Annotated in this window: 19 protein-coding genes; 1 reads left to right on the plus strand and 18 read right to left on the minus strand. The window is 69.7% G+C overall.

Going from position 1 to position 21,519, the window contains the following annotated elements:
* Positions 1–11: 11 nt before the first annotated feature.
* From der to ACRDPS_RS17190, 16 genes are all read right to left on the minus strand, one after another.
* Positions 12–1,394 (minus strand): ribosome biogenesis GTPase Der, encoded by a 1,383-nt coding sequence (der, locus tag ACRDPS_RS17115; protein WP_431502864.1) that lies wholly within the window; start codon positions 1,392–1,394, stop codon positions 12–14.
* Complete coding sequence (locus ACRDPS_RS17120; protein ID WP_431502865.1) at positions 1,387–2,127, minus strand: lysophospholipid acyltransferase family protein; 741 nt, start codon at positions 2,125–2,127, stop codon at positions 1,387–1,389. The genes der and ACRDPS_RS17120 overlap by 8 nt, the downstream gene beginning before the upstream one ends.
* The gene (gene cmk, locus ACRDPS_RS17125; protein WP_431502866.1) at positions 2,124–2,819 is read right to left on the minus strand and encodes a (d)CMP kinase; all 696 of its coding nucleotides are present in this window, start codon (positions 2,817–2,819) and stop codon (positions 2,124–2,126) included. Before cmk ends, ACRDPS_RS17120 begins: the two co-directional genes overlap by 4 nt.
* 10 nt (positions 2,820–2,829) lie before the next feature.
* A complete protein-coding gene (locus ACRDPS_RS17130; protein ID WP_431502867.1) occupies positions 2,830–3,912 on the minus strand; it encodes a prephenate dehydrogenase in 1,083 nt (360 codons plus the stop codon).
* 87 nt (positions 3,913–3,999) lie between these two features.
* On the minus strand, positions 4,000–4,383 hold the full coding sequence (locus ACRDPS_RS17135) for a VOC family protein (protein WP_431502868.1): 384 nt from the start codon (positions 4,381–4,383) through the stop codon (positions 4,000–4,002).
* 4 nt (positions 4,384–4,387) lie between these two features.
* Entirely contained in the window at positions 4,388–5,197 is an 810-nt protein-coding gene (locus ACRDPS_RS17140) for a helix-turn-helix domain-containing protein (protein ID WP_431502869.1), read from the minus strand.
* Positions 5,198–5,343: 146 nt separating this feature from the next.
* Positions 5,344–6,111, minus strand: coding sequence for a pseudouridine synthase (locus ACRDPS_RS17145; protein ID WP_431502870.1), 768 nt, complete (start codon positions 6,109–6,111; stop codon positions 5,344–5,346).
* Positions 6,108–6,806, minus strand: coding sequence for an SMC-Scp complex subunit ScpB (gene scpB, locus ACRDPS_RS17150; protein WP_431502871.1), 699 nt, complete (start codon positions 6,804–6,806; stop codon positions 6,108–6,110). The genes ACRDPS_RS17145 and scpB overlap by 4 nt, the downstream gene beginning before the upstream one ends.
* Complete coding sequence (locus ACRDPS_RS17155; protein WP_431502872.1) at positions 6,799–7,728, minus strand: segregation and condensation protein A; 930 nt, start codon at positions 7,726–7,728, stop codon at positions 6,799–6,801. Before ACRDPS_RS17155 ends, scpB begins: the two co-directional genes overlap by 8 nt.
* Positions 7,729–7,745: 17 nt before the next feature.
* A complete protein-coding gene (locus ACRDPS_RS17160) occupies positions 7,746–8,114 on the minus strand; it encodes a hypothetical protein (protein ID WP_431502873.1) in 369 nt (122 codons plus the stop codon).
* Entirely contained in the window at positions 8,096–9,043 is a 948-nt protein-coding gene (locus ACRDPS_RS17165; RefSeq protein WP_431502874.1) for a ParA family protein, read from the minus strand. Before ACRDPS_RS17165 ends, ACRDPS_RS17160 begins: the two co-directional genes overlap by 19 nt.
* A 326-nt stretch (positions 9,044–9,369) precedes the next feature.
* Positions 9,370–9,516, minus strand: coding sequence for a hypothetical protein (locus tag ACRDPS_RS17170; protein WP_431502875.1), 147 nt, complete (start codon positions 9,514–9,516; stop codon positions 9,370–9,372).
* A 23-nt stretch (positions 9,517–9,539) separates the two neighbouring features.
* Positions 9,540–12,158, minus strand: coding sequence for a DEAD/DEAH box helicase (locus ACRDPS_RS17175; protein WP_431502876.1), 2,619 nt, complete (start codon positions 12,156–12,158; stop codon positions 9,540–9,542).
* Positions 12,155–13,060 (minus strand): site-specific tyrosine recombinase XerD, encoded by a 906-nt coding sequence (gene xerD, locus ACRDPS_RS17180; RefSeq protein WP_431502877.1) that lies wholly within the window; start codon positions 13,058–13,060, stop codon positions 12,155–12,157. The genes ACRDPS_RS17175 and xerD overlap by 4 nt, the downstream gene beginning before the upstream one ends.
* Before the next feature lie 295 nt (positions 13,061–13,355).
* Positions 13,356–14,474, minus strand: coding sequence for an alanine dehydrogenase (ald, locus tag ACRDPS_RS17185; RefSeq protein ID WP_431502878.1), 1,119 nt, complete (start codon positions 14,472–14,474; stop codon positions 13,356–13,358).
* 91 nt (positions 14,475–14,565) lie between these two features.
* Positions 14,566–15,153 (minus strand): NUDIX domain-containing protein, encoded by a 588-nt coding sequence (locus ACRDPS_RS17190; protein WP_431502879.1) that lies wholly within the window; start codon positions 15,151–15,153, stop codon positions 14,566–14,568.
* Between the two features lie 124 nt (positions 15,154–15,277).
* Between ACRDPS_RS17190 and pepN the strand changes: the two genes are divergently transcribed.
* Positions 15,278–17,728: an aminopeptidase N gene (gene pepN / locus ACRDPS_RS17195; protein WP_431502880.1), complete on the plus strand. Its 2,451-nt coding sequence runs from the start codon at positions 15,278–15,280 to the stop codon at positions 17,726–17,728.
* A gap of 10 nt (positions 17,729–17,738) precedes the next feature.
* Here the strand turns inward: pepN and ACRDPS_RS17200 are convergent, their stop codons facing one another.
* Complete coding sequence (locus ACRDPS_RS17200) at positions 17,739–19,454, minus strand: CTP synthase (RefSeq protein WP_431502881.1); 1,716 nt, start codon at positions 19,452–19,454, stop codon at positions 17,739–17,741.
* Positions 19,455–19,468: 14 nt separating this feature from the next.
* Positions 19,469–21,370 (minus strand): putative cytokinetic ring protein SteA, encoded by a 1,902-nt coding sequence (gene steA, locus ACRDPS_RS17205; RefSeq protein WP_431502882.1) that lies wholly within the window; start codon positions 21,368–21,370, stop codon positions 19,469–19,471.
* Between the last annotated feature and the right edge of the window lie 149 nt (positions 21,371–21,519).

Below are 21,519 nucleotides of genomic sequence, written 5' to 3' on the forward strand. Positions count from 1 at the left end.
ACGAGCGAGCGCTACCGCTTCCGCTTCTCCCGCACGCGCTGCTGGAGCACGATAGGCGTGCCGACGAAGCCGAACTCCTCGCGCAACCGGCGCTCGATGAAGCGCTCGTAGGATGCCTCCAGCTTTCCGCTGGTGAAGAGGATGAAGGTCGGCGGCGAGGTCGAGGGCTGCGTGGCGAAGAGGATCTTCGGCTGCTTGCCGGACCGAACCGGGTGCGGGTGCTCGCCGATGAGGCGTCCGAGGAACGAGTTGAGCGCGCCGGTGCCGATGCGCGTCTCCCAGCCCTCGAGAGCCTTGTCGAGCGCCGGGACCAGGCGGTCGACGTGCCAGCCCGTACGCGCGGTGACGTTGATCCGCGGCGCCCACTGCACCTGAACCAGCTCGCGCTCGACCTCACGGTCGAGCTGCCAGCGGCGGTCCTCGTCGACGAGGTCCCACTTGTTGAACGCGATCACCAGGGCGCGCCCGGCCTCGCGGACGGTCTGCAGGATGCGGATGTCCTGCTCGGAGATCTTCTCGCCGCCGTCGAGGACGAGCACCGCCACCTCGGCACGGTCGATCGCCGTCGTGGTGCGCAAGGACGCGTAGTACTCGTGCCCGGAGGCCTCCTTGACCCGCTTGCGGATCCCGGCGGTGTCGATGAAGCGCCAGTCGCGGCCGCCGAGCGTGATCAGCTCGTCGACCGGGTCGACGGTGGTGCCGGCGACGTTGTCGACGACGGCGCGCTCCTCCTTGGCGAGCTTGTTGAGCAACGAGGACTTGCCGACGTTGGGCTTGCCGACCAGCGCGATGCGCCGCGGTCCGCCGATCTCGGTGCCCTCGGCCATCGGGGGCGGGTCGGGAAGCACCGCGAGGATGGCGTCGAGCATGTCGCCCGAGCCGCGACCGTGCAGCGCGGAGACCGGCCAGGGCTCACCGAGCCCCAGGTTCCACAGCGCGGCCGCCTCGCCCTCGGTACGCAGGTCGTCGACCTTGTTGGCGGCCAGGACGACCGGCTTGCCGGACTTCCGCAGGATGCGTACGACTGCCTCGTCGGCATCGGTGATGCCGACGGTAGCGTCGACGACGAAGAGGACGGCGTCGGCCAGCGAGACCGCGATCTCGGCCTGGGTGGCGATCCGCTCGGCCAGGCCCTGGGCGTCGGGGTTCCAGCCACCGGTGTCGACGAGGGTGAAGGCCTTGCCGTTCCAGTCGGCGTCGTAGGAGACGCGGTCGCGGGTCACACCGGGAACGTCTTGGACGACCGCCTCGCGGCGGCCGATGATCCGGTTGACCAGGGTCGACTTCCCGACGTTGGGGCGACCGACGACGGCGAGCACCGGCAGTGGTCCGGTGGGCTCATCGGTCTCGTTCAGGTCTCGTACGTCTTCATACGAAACGTCGGGGTCAGTCATCGTTCTCCTCGCTAGGTAGCGGACCGGGCAGCTCGCGACCGGTCAACGCCAGGGCATGGTCCTGTTGGACCTGCATGTGCTTCTGGAGCAAACCCGAGACATGCCCGACTTGTTCCCTGGTACGCGGCCAGCCTACGCGCTCCACGTGGAAAGGTTCGCCATAGACGATGTCGATGCGGGCCCCCGCGTGCGGTATCGAGGACAGCCCGCCGCCCGGGTCCCGGCTTCCGACCATCGTCACCGGCACCACCGGCGCCCCGGAGACGAGCGCGAAGTACGCCGCCCCGCGGTTGAAGCGCACCAGGTCGCCCGCGCCGCGGTGGCCCTCGGGGTAGATCCCCATCGCGTTGCCCTCGCGCAGCGTCCGCAGCGCCAGCTTGACCGCCGTCGGGTCGCTTCGGACCCGGAAGAGCGGAATCTGGCCTGCCCAGCACAGGAACGGGCCGAGGAACCAGTGGTCGAACATCTCCGACTTGGTCAGCGCGTGCACCTGGCGGGGTGTGAAGATCGCCAAGAGCGGCCCATCGATGATGCCGACATGGTTGGAGGCGAAGATGATCGGCCCCGAGACCGGGATGTTGGCGGTCTCGTGCAGCCGGACGTCGTAACGGCGCCTGATCACCCAACGGGCGAACGGGCTGATGTGCTGCAGCGCCCACCGGGCGGGATGCTCGACCCCATCCAGGTTGGGCAGGTCGGTGCGGGGCGTACCCGCGAGCGGACTCGTGCTCACTCCCCCGCCTTCTTGGCGAGGTCCACGACGAGGTCGATGGCCTGCTCCAAGGTGTAGGGCGTCGTGTCGAGGTGGGTGGCGCCCTCCGGCACGGCTGCGCCGCCCTTGGTGGTGTCGATCTTGTCGCGGCTCTCCAGCGACGCGAGGACGGCGTCGGCATCGGTGCCGCCCTCCTCGGCCGCGCGACGCGCCGCGCGTGCGGCCGGGTCGGCGGTGACGTACAGCTTCAGGGCGGCCTCGGGCCAGACCGCGGTGCCGATGTCACGGCCCTCGACCACGATGCCGGTCCCGGAGGCGAGGGCCCGCTCGATCTCCTGCTGCTGGAGAGCGACGAGGCGGGAGCGGACCTCGGTGACCGTGGCGACCGGGGACACTGCCGCGTTGACGCGGTCGCTGCGGATCTCGACCGAGACGTCGGCGCCGTCGAGAGCGATCCTCGGGCCGAGCGGGTCGGTGCCGGAGGTGATCACCGGCTTGCCGGCCGCTGCCGCGACCGCGTCCGCGTCGTGCACGTCGACGTCGTTGCTGAGCATCCACCATGTCATCGCCCGGTACATCGCTCCAGTGTCGAGGTAGCGCAGCCCGAGACGGTCCGCGACCCCCCGTGAGGTGCTGGACTTTCCGGAACCGGACGTGCCATCGACGGCGATGACGATGCTTGCGGGGTCAGTGCTGGGGTTCTCGCTGCTCACGGGCGGGAGCCTACCGGTGAGCGACCCAACCTCGGGACTCCAGAACCGCCTGCATCCGGTCGGCCGCGTCGTGGGCGACGATCAGCTCCATGACGCCGACCGGGCGACCGGGGTCGTGATCGATGCGTACGTCCTCGATGTTGACGCCGCTCTCCCCCGCGTCGGCGAAGAGCCTGGCCAGGTTGCCGGGCTCGTCGGGCACGGTGACGTAGACGCTGGCCTGCACGGTCTGGGGCCGGCCGTGCTTGCCCGGGATGGCCCGGGTGCCTGCCTGCCCCTCCTTGAGGAGTACGTCCAGGGCGGCCGCGTCACCGTTGCCGACGGCCTCGATCATGTCGTCGAGCTGGGTGCGCACCTCGGCGAGCAGGGCGGTCACGGCGTGGGCGTTGCCGGCCACGATCTGGCCGTAGAGGCCCGGGTCGCCACCGGCTACGCGGGTCACGTCGCGCACCCCCTGACCGCTCAGCCTCAGATGACCCACCGGTGCGACGGCGAGCCGGCCCGCCACGAGGGCGGCCATGAGGTGCGGGACGTGGGAGGTTCGCGCGACGGCCTGGTCGTGGTCGTCGGGCTCGAGGACGAGCGGGAGGGCACCGCACAGGGCCGCGAGCTCCTCGACGAGCGCCGTGGCCTCCGGGGCGGCGTCGGCATGCGGGGTCACCGCCCAGGGACGCCCCTCGAACAGGGTGGCCGTGGCCGCCAGCGGTCCGGAGCGCTCGCTCCCGGCCATCGGGTGGCCCCCGACGTAGCGGCGTACGTCGTCGGGGTTGTGCTCGCGGACGTAGGCCAGCGGCGACGCCTTCACGCTGCCCACGTCGGTGACGAACGCATCGGGGCTATCGGCGAGGACCCGGGTGATCACCTCACCGAGATGTGCGGGCGGCACGGCGACGACCACCAGCTGCGGAGAGTCGCCGGGCTTGCGGGGGCGGCCGGCGCCGAGGCCGCTCGCGGTGCGTACGTGGCTGGCCGTCGCGTCGCTGAGGAGCACGTCGAGCCCGGCCTTGGCACAAGCCAGCGCGACCGACGTCCCGAGCAAGCCGACACCGACGATCTCGACCGGCCCGGCCAGGGCGCCCCCGGTTTCTGTCATGCGTCCAAGGCTACCGGTGGCCGTGCCTGTCCAGCCCCTCCGGACAGTCGCGTCCGAAGAGTGACACTCGGGTTGTCGCGCGGCCGGTCAGGACGGCTGGTAGCTGCCGAAGGACCAGGAGTTGCCCTCCGGGTCGGTTACGGTGCCGCCGCGGCCACCGTAGTCCTGGTCGACCATCGCGCGCTCGACCGTCGCTCCGGCGGCGACCGCCTTGTCGAAGACCGCATCGGGGTCGTCGCTGATCAGGTAGGCGGCGGAGGCGCCGGTGGACTTGATCCCGCCCTCCTCGCGCAGCTGCCCGAACATCAACCCGCCGCCACCGGGCCAGAGCCACTCCGCGTGGACCACGGCGCCACCCTCGCGGTAGGTGGCGTGCTCGACGAAGCCGATCGCGCTCAGCCACGTCATCATCGCCTCGGCGTCCTTGAACGCCATCGACTGCCAGTACTTGATCTTCGCTACATCACTCATGCGTTCAGTGAACCTCTCCCCCGCCGGTGAGGTCTTGAACGAATGGGAACTCCTCGTGCAGCCAGGTCGTCGGCGTACACCCGGCGAACTCCTGCCACTCGCGGGTCAGGTGCGCCTGGTCGGCATAGCCGCAGGCCGTCGCCGCGTGTGCGAGCGACACCCGCCCGAGGAGGCGCTTGGACCGGTCGAACCGCGCCAGCCGTTGGAACTGCTTCGGGGCCACGCCGGTCTCCGCACGCACCAGATCGCTCACCCGCCGTCTGCTGTAGCCGACCTCGTCGGCCACCTCCTGCACACCCGCCCCACGAGTCAGCAGGGCCAGCGCCCGACCGACCTCGGCCCTCGCCGCCGGCTCGCCACGACGTGCCAACGTCTCGATCAGACTGGTCGCGACGAGACGCTCCCACTGTTGTGGATCGGTCTGTCGTGGATCGGTCTCGGCCAGCTTCTCCGGAAGATGACGTACGTCCCCGGGTGCCGCGACCTCGTCGAGAGCGAGGAGCTCGCCGCGCCAGGCCGCGGCCGGCATCCCGAACAGCGCCCGCACCCCGGCGGTCGTCAGCGCCAGCTGGATGCCTCGCTGGTAGCCGTTGTGACGGATCGCGGCCGGCCGGGTGTGCAGCCCGGAGACCAGCGACCAGGTCACCCGGTGGTCGGAGCCATCGCTCCAGGCGGTGTCGAGAGGCTCCCCGACCGGCAGCACGAAGGTGACCTCCGTGCTCGGCATTCCGCGGTGCGTGCCGGGCGCGCCGAAGTCCACGTCATAGGGAACCATCGAGGTGACGAAGGGGCGCAGCACGTCCGGCACAGCCATGCCTCCAGACTCCCCCTGTCCGGAGAATCTGTCGAGCGACGCCGTACGCCGGCCCGACCTGACCCCACGCCGAGTCGGATCGTCCTAACGAGCCGACTCGGCGCGGACTTCGGTCAGGACGAGCCGACTCGGGGACGGCCGATGGATCAGAGCTCGGTGTTGTCCAGGAGGTCGCCGAGCTCCTCGCGGGAGAGGTCCCGCATCTCGCCGGGCCTCATCGCACCCAGGCGGACAGGGCCGATCCTGGTGCGGGTCAGGCGAGTGACGGGGTGGCCGACCTCGGCCAGCAGGCGACGTACGATCCGGTTACGGCCTTCGTGGATGACCAGCTCGACGATGGACTTGTCCTTGCGGGTCTCCATGATCTTGGCTTTGGTGACCGTGACGGGACCGTCCTCGAGGGTGACGCCGGCAAGCAGCCGCTTGCGTACGTTCGGGAAGACCTGACCCTCGACCTCGGCCACGTAGGTCTTGTCGACCTCGTAGCTGGGGTGCGCGAGCCGATGGGCGAAGTCGCCGTCGTTGGTGAGGATGATGAGGCCCTCGGTGTCCGTGTCGAGACGGCCGACGTGGAAGAGCCGCTCCGGGCGTTCCGCGACCACGTCGGAGAGGTTGCGGCGACCCTCGGGGTCGCTCATCGTCGAGACCACGCCACGCGGCTTGTTCAGGGCCAGGTAGACCTTGCCGGAGATCGGCGGGAGGCGCTTGCCTTCGACGCGTACGACGTCCTTGCCCGGGTCGACCTTGGTGCCGAGCCGGGTGACGACCTCGCCGTTGACCTCGACGGCGCCGTTGAGCATCAGGAGCTCGCTGCCGCGCCGTGACGCGATGCCGGCGAGCGCCAACAGCTTCTGGAGCCGGATCAGGCCCTCGTCGTCCAGCGGCAGATCGTCTCGCTCAGGCAGGTCGCTCACGCCTGCGATTCTGCCGCATCTTCGGAGTCTGACCCATTCGTCCCCGCCGAGTCCGACCCGGCCTCCTCGGGCTGAGCTGCCAACGCTTCCTGGCTGACCTGCTCGGTCAGCTCCTCCTCCATGTCGGCCAGATCGGGGAGATAGGGGGCCAGCTCGGGCAGCTCGCCGAGATCGGTGATGCCGATCCGCTCCAGGAAGTAGCCGGTGGTGCGGTAGAGGTTGGCGCCGGTCTCGTGGTCCTGCCCGGCCTCCTCGACCAGCCCGCGGGTGAGCAGGGTGCGCATCACACCGTCGACGTTGACGCCGCGGATCGCGGAGACGCGGGCCCGCGAGACAGGCTGCTTGTACGCCACCACTGCGAGCGTCTCCAGCGCAGCCTGGGTCAGCCGGGCCTGCTGGTCCTCGAGCACGAAGCCCTCGACGATGGCGGCGTACTCCTCGCGGGTGTAGAACCGCCAGCCGCCCGCGACGTTGCGCAGGTCGAAGCCCCGTCCCTGCTCGGTGTAGTCGGCGGCCAGGCCCTCGAGAGCCGTGACCACCTCGGCGGTGGGATAGCCGACGGCGGAGGCCAGCGACTCGGCCACCAAGGGCTCGTCGGCGACCATCAGCACCGCCTCGAGAGCGGGGCGTAGGTCGGCGAACGGGATCGCGAGCGTCTCCTCGCTGGTGGTCGGGTCCGTCGAGACCTCAGTCATCTGTTCTCTCCCCACTCTGGACCGCTTCATCGGCCGCTGGGCCCGCGCCGGTCTCTGCCGGCGGCTGCCCCTCGAACTCGTCCTGGATCAGGTCATCGACGTCGACGGCCTCATCACCCGTCCAGCGTACGGTCAGCTCGCCGAGCGCGGTGACCTGGTCGAAGGTGACCGCGCCCTCGCGGAAAAGCTCCAGGAGCGAGAGGAACCGCGCCACGGTCGTCAGCGTGTCCGGGGAGTCGGCACACAGGCCCCGGAAGGTCACCTGGCCGCCGGAGCGCAGCCGCTCGATGACCAGCGCCGCCTGCTCCTTGACCGAGACCTTGGACCCGTGGATGTGGGCGAGCCCGATCTCGGGCGGTCCGGGCTTGGGCGCCATCGCGGCCGCGGCCAGCTGCGCGAACTGCTCCAGCCCGATCCCGATCAGCACCTCCGGCAGCAGCCCCGCATACCGCGGCTCGAGCTGCACCGAGCGGGGGTGGCGCTTGGCCTCCTTGGCGAGCCGCTCGCCGAAGACCGCCGCGACCTGCTTGAACGCCTTGTACTGCAGCAGCCTCGCGAAGAGCAGGTCACGCGCCTCGAGCAGCGCGAGGTCGTCCTCGTCCTCGACGTCACCCTGGGGCAGCAACCGGGCAGCCTTGAGGTCGAGCAGCGTGCTCGCGACGAGCAGGAAGTTGGAGGTCTGCTCGAGGTCCCAGACGCCCGCTCCCCCGTCGGGGGACGTCTTCTCGCTGGCGCCCTTCTTGACGTACGCGATGAACTCGTCGGTCACCGTCGCCAGCGAGACCTCGGTGATGTCCAGCTTGTGCTTGGCGATCAGGCTGAGCAGCAGGTCGAAGGGTCCCTCGAAGTTGCCGAGGTGCACCTCGAAGCCACCGGTGCCGCTCGGCTCCTGCTCCCCCGCCGCGACGGCGGGCTCTGTCATCTCGGTGACCGTCGCCGTCATTCGGCGAGCCGGTGCACGAGGGCGCTGTCGTCCCCGTGCTCCTCCAGGTCCGCCAGCACGATCGCGAGCGCCTCACGCACCAACCGGCCACGGTCGACGGCGATGCCGTGCCTGGAGCGCAGGTTGAGGCGGGCGTGCTCGAGGTCGAGGAGCTCCCCGGAGGTGATGTAGACCGTCATCTTCTCGTCATGACGTACGCGGCCGCTGGACCGCTTCTTGGCCGTGGGCGTCTCCTCGGCCGGCTCGCGCACGGCGTGGACCGGGCGGGCCTTCGCCTCGCCTGGCGGCACTGCCGCGGCGGCACCGTCCGACGTACGCCGGAACAGGTCGTCGGCGGCGGGGACCCTCACGCGTCGAGTTGCCATCGGGCCAGCACCTCCTTGGCGAGCTTCCGGTAGGAGACGGCGCCGGTCGACGTCGAGGCGTACTCGGTGATCGGCTCGCCGACCACGGTCGAGTCGGCGAACTTCACGGTGCGCCGGATGACGCTGTGGAAGACACCGTCGCCCCAGCCGTTGACCAGGGTCTCCATGACCTCGCGGCTGTGCATGGTGCGGCTGTCGTACATCGTGCCGAGGATGCCGTCGATCTTCAGGCGCGGGTTGAGCCGCTGCTGGACCTTGTCGATGGTGTCCTTGAGCAGCGCGACGCCGCGCAGCGCGAAGTACTCGCACTCCAGCGGCACCACCACCGAGTCGGAGGCGGTCAGCGCGTTGACCGTCAGCAGACCCAGCGAGGGCTGACAGTCGATGAGGATGACGTCGTAGTGGGCGACCGCGGGCTCGAGCGCCCGGGCCAGGGTCTGCTCGCGGGCGACCTCCTGGACGAGCTGGACCTCGGCGGCGGAGAGGTCGATGTTGGCCGGGAGCAGGTCGACGCCGTCGATGCCGGAGGGGACGATCACGTCCTCGAGCGTGATCTCACGCTCCATCAGCAGGTTGTAGACGGTCAGCTCGATCTCGTTGGGCTGCAGCCCGAGGCCGACCGAGAGCGATCCCTGCGGGTCGAAGTCGACCAGGAGGACCTTGCGACCGAGCTCGGCCAGCGCGGCACCGAGGTTGATGGTGGTCGTGGTCTTGCCGACGCCACCCTTCTGGTTGACCATCGCGACCGTGCGTGCGGGCCCACCGGTGGCGGGGCCGGGCTCGGGGAGGTTGGGCCAGGGACGCCCGGTCGGGCCCAGCTTGTTCTTGCCCGCTGCCTCGAACGGCGACGCGTCCGGCTCCGGTGCGTTGGCGCGCTGTCGGGCCGAGGGCGGATACGCCGGCGGGTTCGCCGACGTCTGCGGAGGCATCTGGGGCGCCGTAGCGCCACCCGCTCCGAAATAGCTGTCTTCCATTCCTCCACCCCCGGTTCAGTTGCCGCGGCCCTGGGACGATCACGGCTTGCGGGTCTATATGTCGACACGGCGACTCTAGAACCCGGATCTGCGCGACTGTAGGAGCCGCGCCGGGCGTGTCACAAGGCAAATCCGGCTGTTTCTGCTAGGCGGTCCGAATCTGTTGACCACCTGTGCACTTCGCGCCCCGTCAGGTCCACAGCCGATGCGCACACTGTGGAGAAACCTGTGGACGATCATGCGTCCGGTCCGCGTCCCTCAGGACGCTGTCGACGTCTGCCTCAGCGCGTACGACGACGCTTCTGGAACTGGTCGTAGGCCTTCCGGCCGGCCTCCTTGGCCTTCCGCTGGTTCTCCGGCTTGCGGGCCTCGTTGGCGATCTTGGCGATGATCCCGGCCACGACCGGTGACTTCAGTAGTTTCCGCACACCGCAACGCTATCGGACGGACCTCACAGCCGCCGCATGGCCACCGTCGCCAGGACCAGCTCGCCGGCCTCGTCGCTGGCGTCCAGGTCGGCGATGGCCTCGATGACCCAGTCGTGGTCTCCCGCGGGATCGTCGATGGTCTGGGTGATCCGCCAGATGCGGGTGGAGTCGTACGTCTCGTCATCCTCATCGACGCCCGCCGGCGCCCCGGCCTCCGCCGTCCAGGTCAGCAGCTTGGGCGAGCGCGAGTCGGCGGAGATGCCGACGTCGTCGTGCTCGCCGAAGTAGGCCTCCAGGGCGTCGTCCCAGCGCGACCTGGTCATCACGACCTCGCGAGCAGTCTCGAAGCGGTCGGCCGCGGCACGCTCGAGACGCATCAGCGCGTCGAGGTCGTCACGCGAGACCGCGTCGACGCGGGCCCACATCGCGTTGCGGACCATGACCTCGAAGGCGCGGGCCTGCTGGGACAGCGAGCGTGGAGGCGGCGGAGCCTCGTGGTGAGCGACCGCGGAGGGGATGTGCTCGGGGTCGGAGAGCGCCTCCCACTCGTCGAGCAGCGAGGAGTCGGTCTGCCGGATGCTCTCCCCCAGCCATTCGATCAGGTCCTCGATCTCGGGCGTCTTGTAGGTCTCGGGGACCGTGTGCCGGAAGGTCCGGTAGGCGTCGGTCAGGTAGCGAAGCACCAGGCCCTCCGAGCGGGCCAGCTGGTAACGACCCACGACGTCGGTGAAGGTCATCCCCTGCTCATACATCTCGCGCAGGATCGACTTCGGGTCGAGCGCGTCCTCCGGCAGCCACGGATGCGTGCCGCGATAGACCTCGAAGAGCGCCTCGAGGCGCTCGGCCATCGGCTTGGGCCAGGTGATCTGGTCCAGGAGCGCCATCCGCTCGTCGTACTCGATCCCGTCGGCCTTCATCTCCTCCACCGCCTTGCCGCGAGCCTCGTGCTGCTGGGCAAAGAGGATCTGGCGCGGCGGCTCCAGGACGGCCTCGATCACCGAGACGATCTCGAGGGTGTGCTCGGCGGACTCCGGGTCGAGCGTGTCCAGCGCGGCCAGGGCGAAATGCGCCAAGGGCTGGTTGAGGGCGAAGTCGGCGGGCAGGTCCTCGGTGAGGACGTAGCGGCGGCCGTACGTGTCGGGCTCGGCGAGCCTGGTCAGGACGCCGCTGTGTACCAGGGAGCGGGTCAGGCGCAGCGCTCGCCGGGCGAGCTTGAGCTGCGTACGTCGCTCCTCGTGGTTGTCCATCGTGATCCGGCGCATCACGTCGAAGGCATCCTCGTCGCGGGCGACGACGTTGAGGATCATCGAGTTGTCGACCTTCATCTTGCTCTGCAACGGCTCGGGGGCGCCGTCGACGAGCTTGGTGAAGGTCGCCTCGGTCCAGACCACCGTGCCTTCGGGCGGCTTCTTGAGCTGGGCCTTGGAGTTCTTCTTGCCGGCCTTGCGGCGCTCCTCGGCCTTGGTCTTGGCCTTCTCGTTCTCGATGATGTGCTCGGGGGCCTGGACGACGACGTACCCCTGGGTGTCGAAGCCGGCCCGTCCGGCTCTTCCGGCGATCTGCAGGAACTCCCTGGTCCGCAGGATGCGCTGGCGTCGGCCGTCGAACTTCGCCAGGCCGGTGAAGAGCACCGTGCGGATCGGGACGTTGATGCCGACGCCGAGGGTGTCGGTGCCGGCGATGACCTTGAGCAGGCCGGCCTGGGCGAGCTGCTCGACCAGCCTTCTGTATCTGGGGAGCATGCCGGCGTGGTGGACGCCGATCCCCTTGCGGAGCAGCTTGGCAAGGGTCTTGCCGAAACCGGCGGCGAAGCGTACGGGCTCGAGGCGCTTGGCGATCGCGGCCGACTCGTCCTTGGTCTGTTTCAGCCAGCCGGCGTTGAGCAGCGAGGTGCCGTGGGCGACGGCGTCCTTCTGGGTGAAATGGACGACGTAGACGGGCGCCTGACCGGTGGTGACGAGCTCCTCGACAGTCTCCTGGAGGGGCGTCAGCCGCCAGTCGAAGCTGAGCGGAACGGGTCGTTCCGCCTGGTCGACGAGGACCGTGTCGCGGCCGTTTCGCCTGGTCATGTCCTTGCCGAGCTCGGTGGTCTCGCCGAGCGTCGCGGAGAGCAGCAGGAACTGTGCCTGCGGCAGCTCGAGCAGCGGCACCTGCCACGCCCAGCCGCGGTCGGGCTCACCGTAGTAGTGGAACTCGTCCATGATCACCAGGCCGACGTCGGCATGGCTGCCCTCGCGCAGGGCGAGGTTGGCGAGCACCTCGGCGGTGCAGCAGACGATCGGCGCGTCGGCGTTGACGCTGGCGTCGCCGGTGAGCATGCCGACGTTCTCGGCGCCGAAGGTCTCGACGAGGTCGAAGAACTTCTCGCTGACCAGGGCCTTGATCGGCGCGGTGTAGAAGGAGACCTTGTCCTCGGCCAGCGCCGCGGCGTGGGCGGCGGCCGCGACCAGCGACTTTCCCGAGCCGGTCGGCGTGGCCAGGATGACGTTGTCGCCGGCCAGGATGGACATGATCGCCTCGTCCTGGTGGGGATAGAGGCTGCGGCCACTTTCCTCGGCCCAGCCGACGACCGCCTCGTAGACGTCGTCGGGGCTCGCTCCGACCTTGGGGATCCAGTCGGTCGACGTAACGGTTTCTGTCACAGGGCCCTCGGGTGCGCGGTCGCGAAGACCTCTCGGAGATTGTCCACGGTGACAAGAGTGTAGATCTGCGTCGTGGTCACCGACGCATGGCCCAGCAGCTCCTGCACCACACGTACGTCCGCACCCCCGTCGAGCAGATGGGTGGCGAAGGAGTGGCGCAACGTGTGGGGCGAGACGTCCTTGCGTACGCCGGCCCGGTCGGCCGCCTTGGTCAGGACCGTCCACGCCGACTGGCGGGAGAGCCGTCCGCCGCGGGCGTTGAGGAAGAGCGCTCCTCCGGTCGAGCTCGACCCGGCGGCGGCGAGCTCGGGTCGGGCGCGGGTCAGATAGGCCTCGACGGCCTCGAGCGCGTAGGAGCCGACCGGGACGATCCGCTCCTTGCCGCCCTTGCCCCTCAGGAGCGCGACGTTGTCGACGCGGTCGAGGTCGTCGACGTCGAGGCCGACGGCCTCGGAGATGCGCGCACCCGTGCCGTAGAGCACCTCGAGGAGGGCGCGGTCTCGCAGTGCGAGCGTGGTGCCGGGCGCTCCGGCGGCCTCCAGGATCGCCTCGACGTCGGCGAGCGGGAGCGCCTTCGGGAGCCGCTTCTCCGCACGTGGAGGCTTCACGTGGCCCGCCGGGTTGGCCTCGACCATCCCGTCGGCCACCGCGAACTTGTGGAAACCGCGCACCGCGACGACCGTCCGAGCCGCCGAGGTCGCGCTCAGCGCCGGGTGCCCCTCGCTGCCCTCGCGCAGGTGCACCAGGAATCCCGACACCGTCGCCTCCGAGACGCCGGTGAGGTCGTCGACGCTCTGCTGGGCGAGGAACTCGGCGTACCTCCTCAGGTCCCGCCGATAGGACGACAACGTGTTGGCCGCGAGCCCCCGCTCGACGGAGAGGTGGTCGAGATACGTACGCATCGCATGCTCCACCGCTGTCACGCATCCATCCAACCAGCCCCACCGAATCGGCGCATCTGTCCCACGCCGCACCCCCGAGCCGGCGCAACTGCCCCAAAATCCCGTGCCGAGTCGGCCCGTCTGCCCCAGAAATCGGCATCGAGTCGGCGCAACTGTCCCAGAAATAGCGGTCGAGTCGGCGCGTCTGCCCCAAACCCCAGCGAGGGTTGGGGCAGTTGCGCCGACTCGAGCTGATTTTCTGGGACAGTTGCGCCGGGTCGGCCTGAATTTCTGGGACAGTTGCGCCGGGTCGGCGTCAGGAGGCCAGGGCGGTCTCTAGGGCGACGGAGTCGAGGTCTACGGCTTGGGCTACGGGGGCGTTGGTGAGCTCGCCGGCGTGGGTGTTGAGGCCCTTGGCGAGTGCTGGGTCGTCGCGGAGTGCCTGCTTCCAGCCTCTGTTGGCCAGGGCGACGGCGTAGGGCATGGTCGCGTTAGTCAGGGCGTAGGTCGAGGTGTTGGGTACGGCGCCGGGCATGTTGGCCACGCAGTAGAAGGTCGAGTTGTGGACCTGGTAGGTCGGCTCGGCGTGGGTGGTGGCGTGGGAGTCCTCGAAGCAGCCGCCCTGGTCGATGGCGATGTCGACGAGCACCGAGCCGGGCTTCATCCGCGAGACGAGGTCGTTGGTGACCAGCTTGGGCGCGGCCGCGCCGGGGATCAGGACGGCACCGATGACGAGATCGGCCGCGAGGACCTGCTCCTCGAGCGCGAGCTTGTTGGACGCCAGGCCGTGCACCTGGTTGGAGTAGCGCCAGAACGACATCCGCAGCTTCTCCAGGTCGGTGTCGAGCAGGGTGACGTCGGCCCCCATCCCCAACGCGATGTTGGCGGCGTTCTGCCCGGAGACGCCGGCACCGATGATGACGACCTTGGCGTTGGCCACACCCCCGACACCACCCATCAGCGTGCCACGGCCGCCCTGTGCCTTGAGCAGGTTGTAGGCCCCGACCTGCGGCGCCAGGCAGCCGGCGACCTCCGACATCGGGTAGAGCAGCGGCAGGGCCCGGTTGGGCAGCTCGACGGTCTCGTACGCGATCGCGGTGACCTTCTTGGCCAACAGCTCCTGCGTCAGCGGCTTGTCGGCGGCCAGGTGGAGGTAGGTGAACAGCGTCAGGCCCTCGCGGAGTCGGTGGTACTCCTCCGCGACCGGCTCCTTGACCTTGAGCACCATGTCGGCATTGCCCCAGGTCTCGTCGGCGTCGCCGAGGATCTTGGCGCCGACCGCGGCGTACTCACCGTCTGCGACCGAGGAGCCGAGGCCCGCTCCGGCCTCGACAAAGACCTCGTGGCCGTTGGCCACCAGCTCGTGGACACCCGAGGGGGTGATCGCCACCCGGTACTCGTGGTTCTTGACTTCCTTGGGTACGCCGACTCTCATTGCTCTCCCCTGACCGTTCGTCTTCCCTGAATGCTTGGGTCTTCTCTGAAGGTTTCGTCTTCCCTGAATGTGGTGATCCGTGGGGCCCTGATCAGACTCTGCCACGGGACTTGAGGGCCGCGTACGCCAATACCGCCTGCACCACCGGCGAGTCGGTGGCCCGGCCGCTCAGCACAGCCTCCAGGAGCTCCTCGAACGGCACCCAGTGGATGCTCATCTCGGCCTCCTCGTGCTCGAGCTCGAAGCCGTCCCGGTCGCTCGCGGTGAGCCCGCGGGCCAGGAAGAAGTGATGGATCTCCTCGCTCAGTCCCGGAGACGTGTACGTCGAGAGCAGCGGCATCCAGTCCGAGGCCTCGTGCGCGACCTCCTCACGGAGCTCACGCACGGCCACGTCGAGCGGGTCCTCACCGGGATAGTCGATCAGGCCGGCCGGGAGCTCGACGAAGCGCCGCTTGGCCGGGTGCCGGTACTGCGTGATGACCAGGGCCCGCTCTTCCTCGTCCAGCGCCAGCACCACCGCCGCGCCGGGGTGCTCCACGACGAGGCGCCGGAACGGCTCCTCGTCCTCGTGGCCGGGACGGTTGATCCGGTCGGCGCGCAGCGCGACCACCCAGGCGTCACGGTGGAGGTCCTCGCTCGAGACGATCGGCCAGCTCTCGGCGGTGTCCCACTCGACCAACGGGCCGTGCCCACCAGAGCCATGCCCACCAGAGCCGTGCCCATCAGAACCGTGCCCATCAAGATCCGGTCCCGACTCAGAAAATCGTGCGTCCGATGCCATGGCCCGAGGCTACCCTCGGCGCATGCCAGAGATCCCCGCTGCCGCCCCCGCCTCACTCACCAGGGACGAGGCGGCCGCACGGGCCGCCACGCTCACCGTCGACCGCTACGACATCGAGCTCGACATGACCGGTTTGCTGGAGGGCGAGACCGTCACCAGCGTCTCCACGATCACCTTCTCCGCCACCCCCGGCGCGAGCACGTTCGTCGACTGCGTCGCAGACGTCTCGGCCGCCACGCTCAACGGCGCGACGCTGGACCTGGCCACGATCGAGGCCGGACGGATCCCGTTGGAGGGCCTCGCCGAGACGAACACCCTGGTCGTGGCCGCCTCGCAGTCCAACACCGCCTCCTCCGAGGGCATCCTGCGCACCGTCGACCCCACCGACGGCAACGTCTACGTATGGACCTCCTTCGAGCCCGATGACGCCCGACGGCTGTGGGCGTGCTTCGACCAGCCCGACCTCAAGGCGGTGCACGCGTTCGCCGTGACCGCACCGCCGACGTGGACGGTGCTGTCCAACTCCGCGCCCGCGAAGACCTCCCCACACCTCGCCCAGCCGACGGACGGCGCCAGGACCTGGGTCTTCGAGGACACTCCCCCGCTCTCGACGTACGTCGTGGTGGTCAACGCCGGGCCGTTCGTCGAGGTCCGCGCCGAGCGTGGCGGCTATGACCTGGGCCTCTACGCCCGCCAGTCGCTGAGCAAGCAGCTCGAGCGCGACACCCCCGACATCCTGCGGGTGACCGAGCACGGGCTGGCCTGGTTCGGTACTCGGTTCGGGCTGCCGTTCCCGCAGCGGCGCTACGACCAGATCTTCGTTCCGGACATGGGCGGGGCGATGGAGAACTGGGGCGCCATCACCCACTCCGACGCCTTCCTCTTCCGTACCGACCCGACGCTCCCGGAGCGCTCCGAGCGGGCAAACGTGCTGCTGCACGAGATGGCGCACATGTGGTTCGGTGACCTGGTCACGATGCGTTGGTGGGACGACCTGTGGCTCAACGAGGCGTTCGCCTCCTGGGCGGCGGTGTGGGCGAGCGCCGCGCTGGAGGAGTACTCCGCGGCCTGGGCCGGCATCGCGGTGACCGAGAAGATCGCGGCGTACGACACCGACATCTCCCCGGCCACCCATCCGATCCGTGGCGTGGTGCCCAGCGTCGAGGTCGCGATGGCCAACTTCGACGCGATCACCTACGCCAAGGGCCAGAGCGTGCTGCAGCAGCTGTGCGCCTATATCGGCGAGGACTCCTATCTTGCCGGCCTGCAGGCCTACTTCGCCGAGCACGCCTACGGCAACACCACGCTCTCCGATCTGATGGACGCGTTCGGGCGGGCTGCCGGCAAGGACCTGTCGGGGTGGACCACCGCGTGGCTCGACCACGAGGGCACCGATCTGATCGCCCTCTCCGAGGGGACCATCACTGTCACCAGCCCCGACGGCACGGTCCGTCCCCACCACCTCGAGATCGCCTCGTACGCCGCCGACGGCTCCCTGCTCGCCTCGACCCCGGTCACGATCGAGGGTGGCACGGCCGAGGTCTCGCTCCCGGACGCCGCCGCCCATCTGGTCAACGCCACCGACGTGACGTACGCGGCGACCCGGTCGGACGAGGCCAGCGAGGCATGGCTTCGCGACCACTCCGGGCTGCTGCCGACCACCACGGCCCGGGCGGTCTCGGTCGACAACGCCTGGCTGTCGCTGCTGCGCGGTGAGATCGGCGGCCCGGACCTGATCGGCCACGTGCTGCAGATCCTCGTCCGCGAACGCAGCCCCCTGGTCGTCGCCCCCTTCCTGGCCCTGGCCGAGAGGGCGGCCGAGCGCTGGACCGCACCCGAGACGGTCGAGCTGATGCGGTCGGCGGTCGCGGCCGCCGCGGTCGGCTTCACCAACGACCCGGACAACCGCACCGAGGCGCTGCGCGTGCTCGCTCGTCACGCCACGACCGAGGACCAGTTCGCGCTGGTTGAGGAGGCCGCGGCCGACGACATCGTTCTGGGCTGGTTCCTGCTGGCCCGGCGCTCCGAGCTGGGGGCGTACGATGCCGCCGCAGCCGAGGCTCTGACCGCTCGTGACCCCGACCCGGAGGCCTGGGTCTGGGCGCTCCTGGCGCGCTCCGCCGGCCCCGACCCCGCGGCCAAGGAGGAGGCGTGGAACCTGGCCATGGTCGAGCGGCGGCTGCCGCACAGCGAGGCGGGCTACCGGCTGCCCAACGCCTTCTGGCGTCCGGGCCAGGACGAGGTGCTCGCGCCGTACGCGTCGCGCTACCTGGAGTCCGTCGAAGCCATCCGGGGCGGTGGGCTGCTCAACTACGGTCTGCAGATGCGGTTCTACCCGGCCACGGCGGGCGATGACGTCGTCGCTGCCGTCCAGGAGGCGCTCGACGGCGGGACGCTGGTGCCGTTCGTACGCCAGGCCGTGATCGCCCGACTCGACACCCACACCCGCCAGCTCGCCGCCCGGGCCAGGTGATCGAGCCCGGTCAGGCCTCGACCGGCAGCTCGACCTCGTCGACCTCGGTGACCTCGCGGCGCAGCGTGGACTCGTCGATCGGGAACCGCTGCTCCTTCTGCCGGTCGAGGGCCGCCTTCACCAGCCCGACGAAGAGCGGGTGCGGGCGGGTCGGGCGCGAGCGGAGCTCGGGGTGGGCCTGGGTGGAGACGTAGTAGGGATGTACGTCCCGGGGCAGCTCGACGAACTCGACGAGCTGGTTGTCCGGCGAGAGGCCCGCGAAGACCAGGCCGGCGTCCTCCAGCTGGTCCCGGTAGGAGTTGTTGACCTCGTAGCGGTGGCGGTGGCGCTCCTCGATGGAGGACTCGCCGTAGACCTCGGCCGCGATCGAGCCCTTCTTCAGCTCGGCCGGGTAGAGCCCCAGGCGCATGGTGCCACCGAGGTCACCGGCGCCCTCGACGTACGCCTTCTGCTCCTCCATCGTCGCGATGACGGGCTCGGGGGTCTCGGCGTCGAACTCGGTGGAGTCGGCCTTCTCCAGGCCGAGCACGTTGCGGGCGTACTCGATGACCATGCACTGCAGGCCCAGGCACAGGCCGAGGGTGGGGATCTGGTGGGTGCGGGTGTAGGTCAGCGCGCCGAGCTTGCCCTCCAGGCCACGGATGCCGAAGCCGCCGGGGACGCAGACGGCGTCGAGGTCGTGGAGATTCTTGGCGGCGCCCTCGGGGGTCTCGCACTCGTCGGAGGCGATCCAGCGGATGTGGACCTTGGTCTCGTTGGCGAACCCGCCGGCACGCAGCGCCTCGCCGACGCTCAGGTAGGCGTCGGGAAGGTCGATGTACTTCCCGACCAGGCCGATCGTGAGCTCTTCCTTGGGGTGGTGCACCCGGCGGAGCAGGTCGTCCCACAGCGTCCAGTCGACGTCGCGGAAGGGCAGGTCGAGCTTGCGTACGACGTAGGCGTCCAGGCCCTCGCGGTGCAGCACCTTGGGGATGTCGTAGATGCTCGGAGCATCGGCGGCGGTCACGACGGCGTCCTCGTCGACGTCGCACATGAGCGCGATCTTGCGCTTGATGCCCTCGGGGAGCTCGCGGTCGGCGCGGCACACGATCGCGTCGGGCTGGATGCCGATCTGACGCAGCGCCATCACCGAGTGCTGGGTCGGCTTGGTCTTGAGCTCCTTGGACGGGCCGATGTAGGGCACCAGGGAGACGTGCACGAAGAAGACGTTGTCGCGGCCCTGACGCTGACGCACCTGACGGGCGGCCTCGAGGAACGGCTGCGACTCGATGTCGCCGACGGTGCCGCCGATCTCGGTGATCACCACGTCGACCTCGGGGCCGTGCATGGCCAGGACGCGCTCGGAGATCTCGTCGGTGATGTGCGGGATGACCTGGACGGTCTCGCCGAGGTAGTCGCCGCGGCGCTCCTTGGCGATCACGTTGGAGTAGACCTGCCCGGTGGTCACGTTGGCATGGCCGACGAGGTTGGTGTCGAGGAACCGTTCGTAGTGGCCGATGTCGAGATCGGTCTCGGCACCGTCGTTGGTCACGAAGACCTCACCGTGCTGGAACGGGTTCATGGTGCCGGGGTCCACGTTGAGATACGGGTCGAGCTTCTGCATGGTCACGCTCAGACCACGCGAGCGGAGAAGGCGGCCGAGGGACGATGCCGTCAGACCCTTTCCCAAGGAGGAGGCGACGCCCCCGGTGACAAAAATGTGCTTGGTCAAGCTCGCCGACTTCATGGGCCTCGATCCTATCAATCGTTGAGCAGGCCGCCGAAACCTGACGCACCGAAGTTGCCACCTTGTTGGCTCGTCTGGCGCGCCAGCGCGAGCGGCGCGGCGACCTGGCCGGTTCCGGTCTCGATGCCGTCGACCGAGGCGAACCAGCCCGGCCAGTCGTTCTCACGGAGCGTCCGGAGGTCCTCCGAGTCGCTCTTCGCCGCCACGAGCAGGCCTTTTGTGGTCGCGCCGAGGCCCTCGGTGAGACCTTCGACCGCCGTGGTGTCGGCGTGGTCCGTGCCGAGCACGACCAGGACGAGGTCGGCCGGACCGGTCGGCCTCCCCTTGGCCTTCACGAGGTCGCCGGTGAGCAACGCCACAGCGGCGGTCTTGGCTGGCTGGTCGAACGTGTCGGCCGGCTCCTTGCCGGCGTAGGTCTCCCCGATCACCTGCCCCATCCGCTGGTAGGTCGCCTGCTCGGTGTCCGCGCGGCCGAGCTGTTTGGCCAGCTGGGTGGCCAGTGTGTCGACATACTGCTTCCGGTCCGGGTCCATCAGATTCGGTCGTACGTCCAGCAGCCCCGTGGTCTCGCCGCCGGCTGCCTCGATGTTGCCGGCGAGCGCGTCGACGGCCTTCTGGTCCGCTCCGGGAAGGGCGAGGAGCGCAACCCGCTTGCCGGTGAGCTTTCCCGCGAGGAGCGCGTCGCCGGTGTCGGCGACGAACCGTGCCTCGGCGTCGGGTTGTGGATCGGGCTCCTCCTCGGTCGTCTCGCTCTTTCCTGCGGCCGAGGATCCGTCGCCGACCGTGGTGAGGTCGTGGTCGGCGGCCCAGATCCCGGCGGGGATGCCGACCAGGAGCGCGGCTGCCGCCGCCAGGGCGGGGACGAGGAGTCTGCTCGTGCCGGCGCTCTTGCGGCGCACCGCAGGCACGGCGGAGGCGTCGATCAGGGTCGGGCCGAGGGCGAGCCGGGTCAGGTAGGTCCCGGCCAGGCCTGGGCGCTGGTCCTCGAGGAAGTCGGTCAGCGTGGTGCTCAGTCCGGCGCCGACGATGAGCGAGGGATGCTGGGCGAAGGCCACCAGGAGGGCGGCGTCCTCGGGAGCCAGCGAGGACTCGAAGCGCTTCGGCTCGACGCCGACGCGGTCGAGGGCCTCGGCGGCGCTCTCGCTCGCCGCGCCGCCGGGCGCGAGCACGACCTCGGCCGCGCCGGTGAGCACCTTCGGCTCGGGGTAGGTGTCGGTATCGGCGCCGAGGACGAGCACGGCGCTGCGTACCTGCTTCTTGGTCAGCCGCTTCGCCGCGCCGCCTACCGCGATGATCGCGGGGCGCTGCTCGTGCAGGAAGCCCTCCAGGTCGCCCAGGAGCCTGTCGAGGTCGGGATGCTCGGCGATCACCACGACGGGTCGGCCGGCCAGCGGGGTATCGAGCGGCGGCACGCCGTTGGCGTGCAGCAGCACCTCCTCCTCCCGCCGCAGCAGCTCGCTGCTGTTGTGGGTGAACAGCTCCAGGTGGGAGCTCAGGCCGCGCTTGGCGTTCTCGAGGTCGGCCTCGAGCGACTCCTGGTCGAGCGCGCGGCCGGAGGTCAGGAGCTGCTCACCGTCGAAGATGTCGCCGTCGAGGATCCGCGCCTTGCGCCCGTCGACCAGCTTCTCCAGACCCGCCTCGCCGACCTTGTCGATCAGCTCGATGCCGGCGTCGGCCAGCGTCTGCGGGCCCCGGTTGGGATAGCGGCCCGAGACCATAGGCTGGGCGTTGACCACGGCGATCACGCCCCTGGCCGCGATCGCCAGCGCGGCGCCCCGGTCCAGGTCGACATGGTCGATGACCGCGATATCTCCCTCTTTGAGCCTCGGGATCAGCGCCCTGGTCGGCCGCCCCGTGCGGAGCGTGCCGCGGATGCCTGGAAGTACGGATGGAATCTGACGAGTAGGCAGTCTCATGGCCCGCCAATCCTCCCCCGGTATCGCTCCGTGTCTCCGGATCTCGACCGGCGAGTCCCCCACGGCGAGGCGTCAGCTCTGCAGGCCGAGAAGTCACTTCTGCAGGCCGAGTGGGCATCACCGTGACCTCTCGGCCTGCAGACGTGACC

Origin of the sequence: Nocardioides sp., from assembly GCF_050699375.1 — a bacterium.
Classification (GTDB): Bacteria; Actinomycetota; Actinomycetes; order Propionibacteriales; family Nocardioidaceae; genus Nocardioides.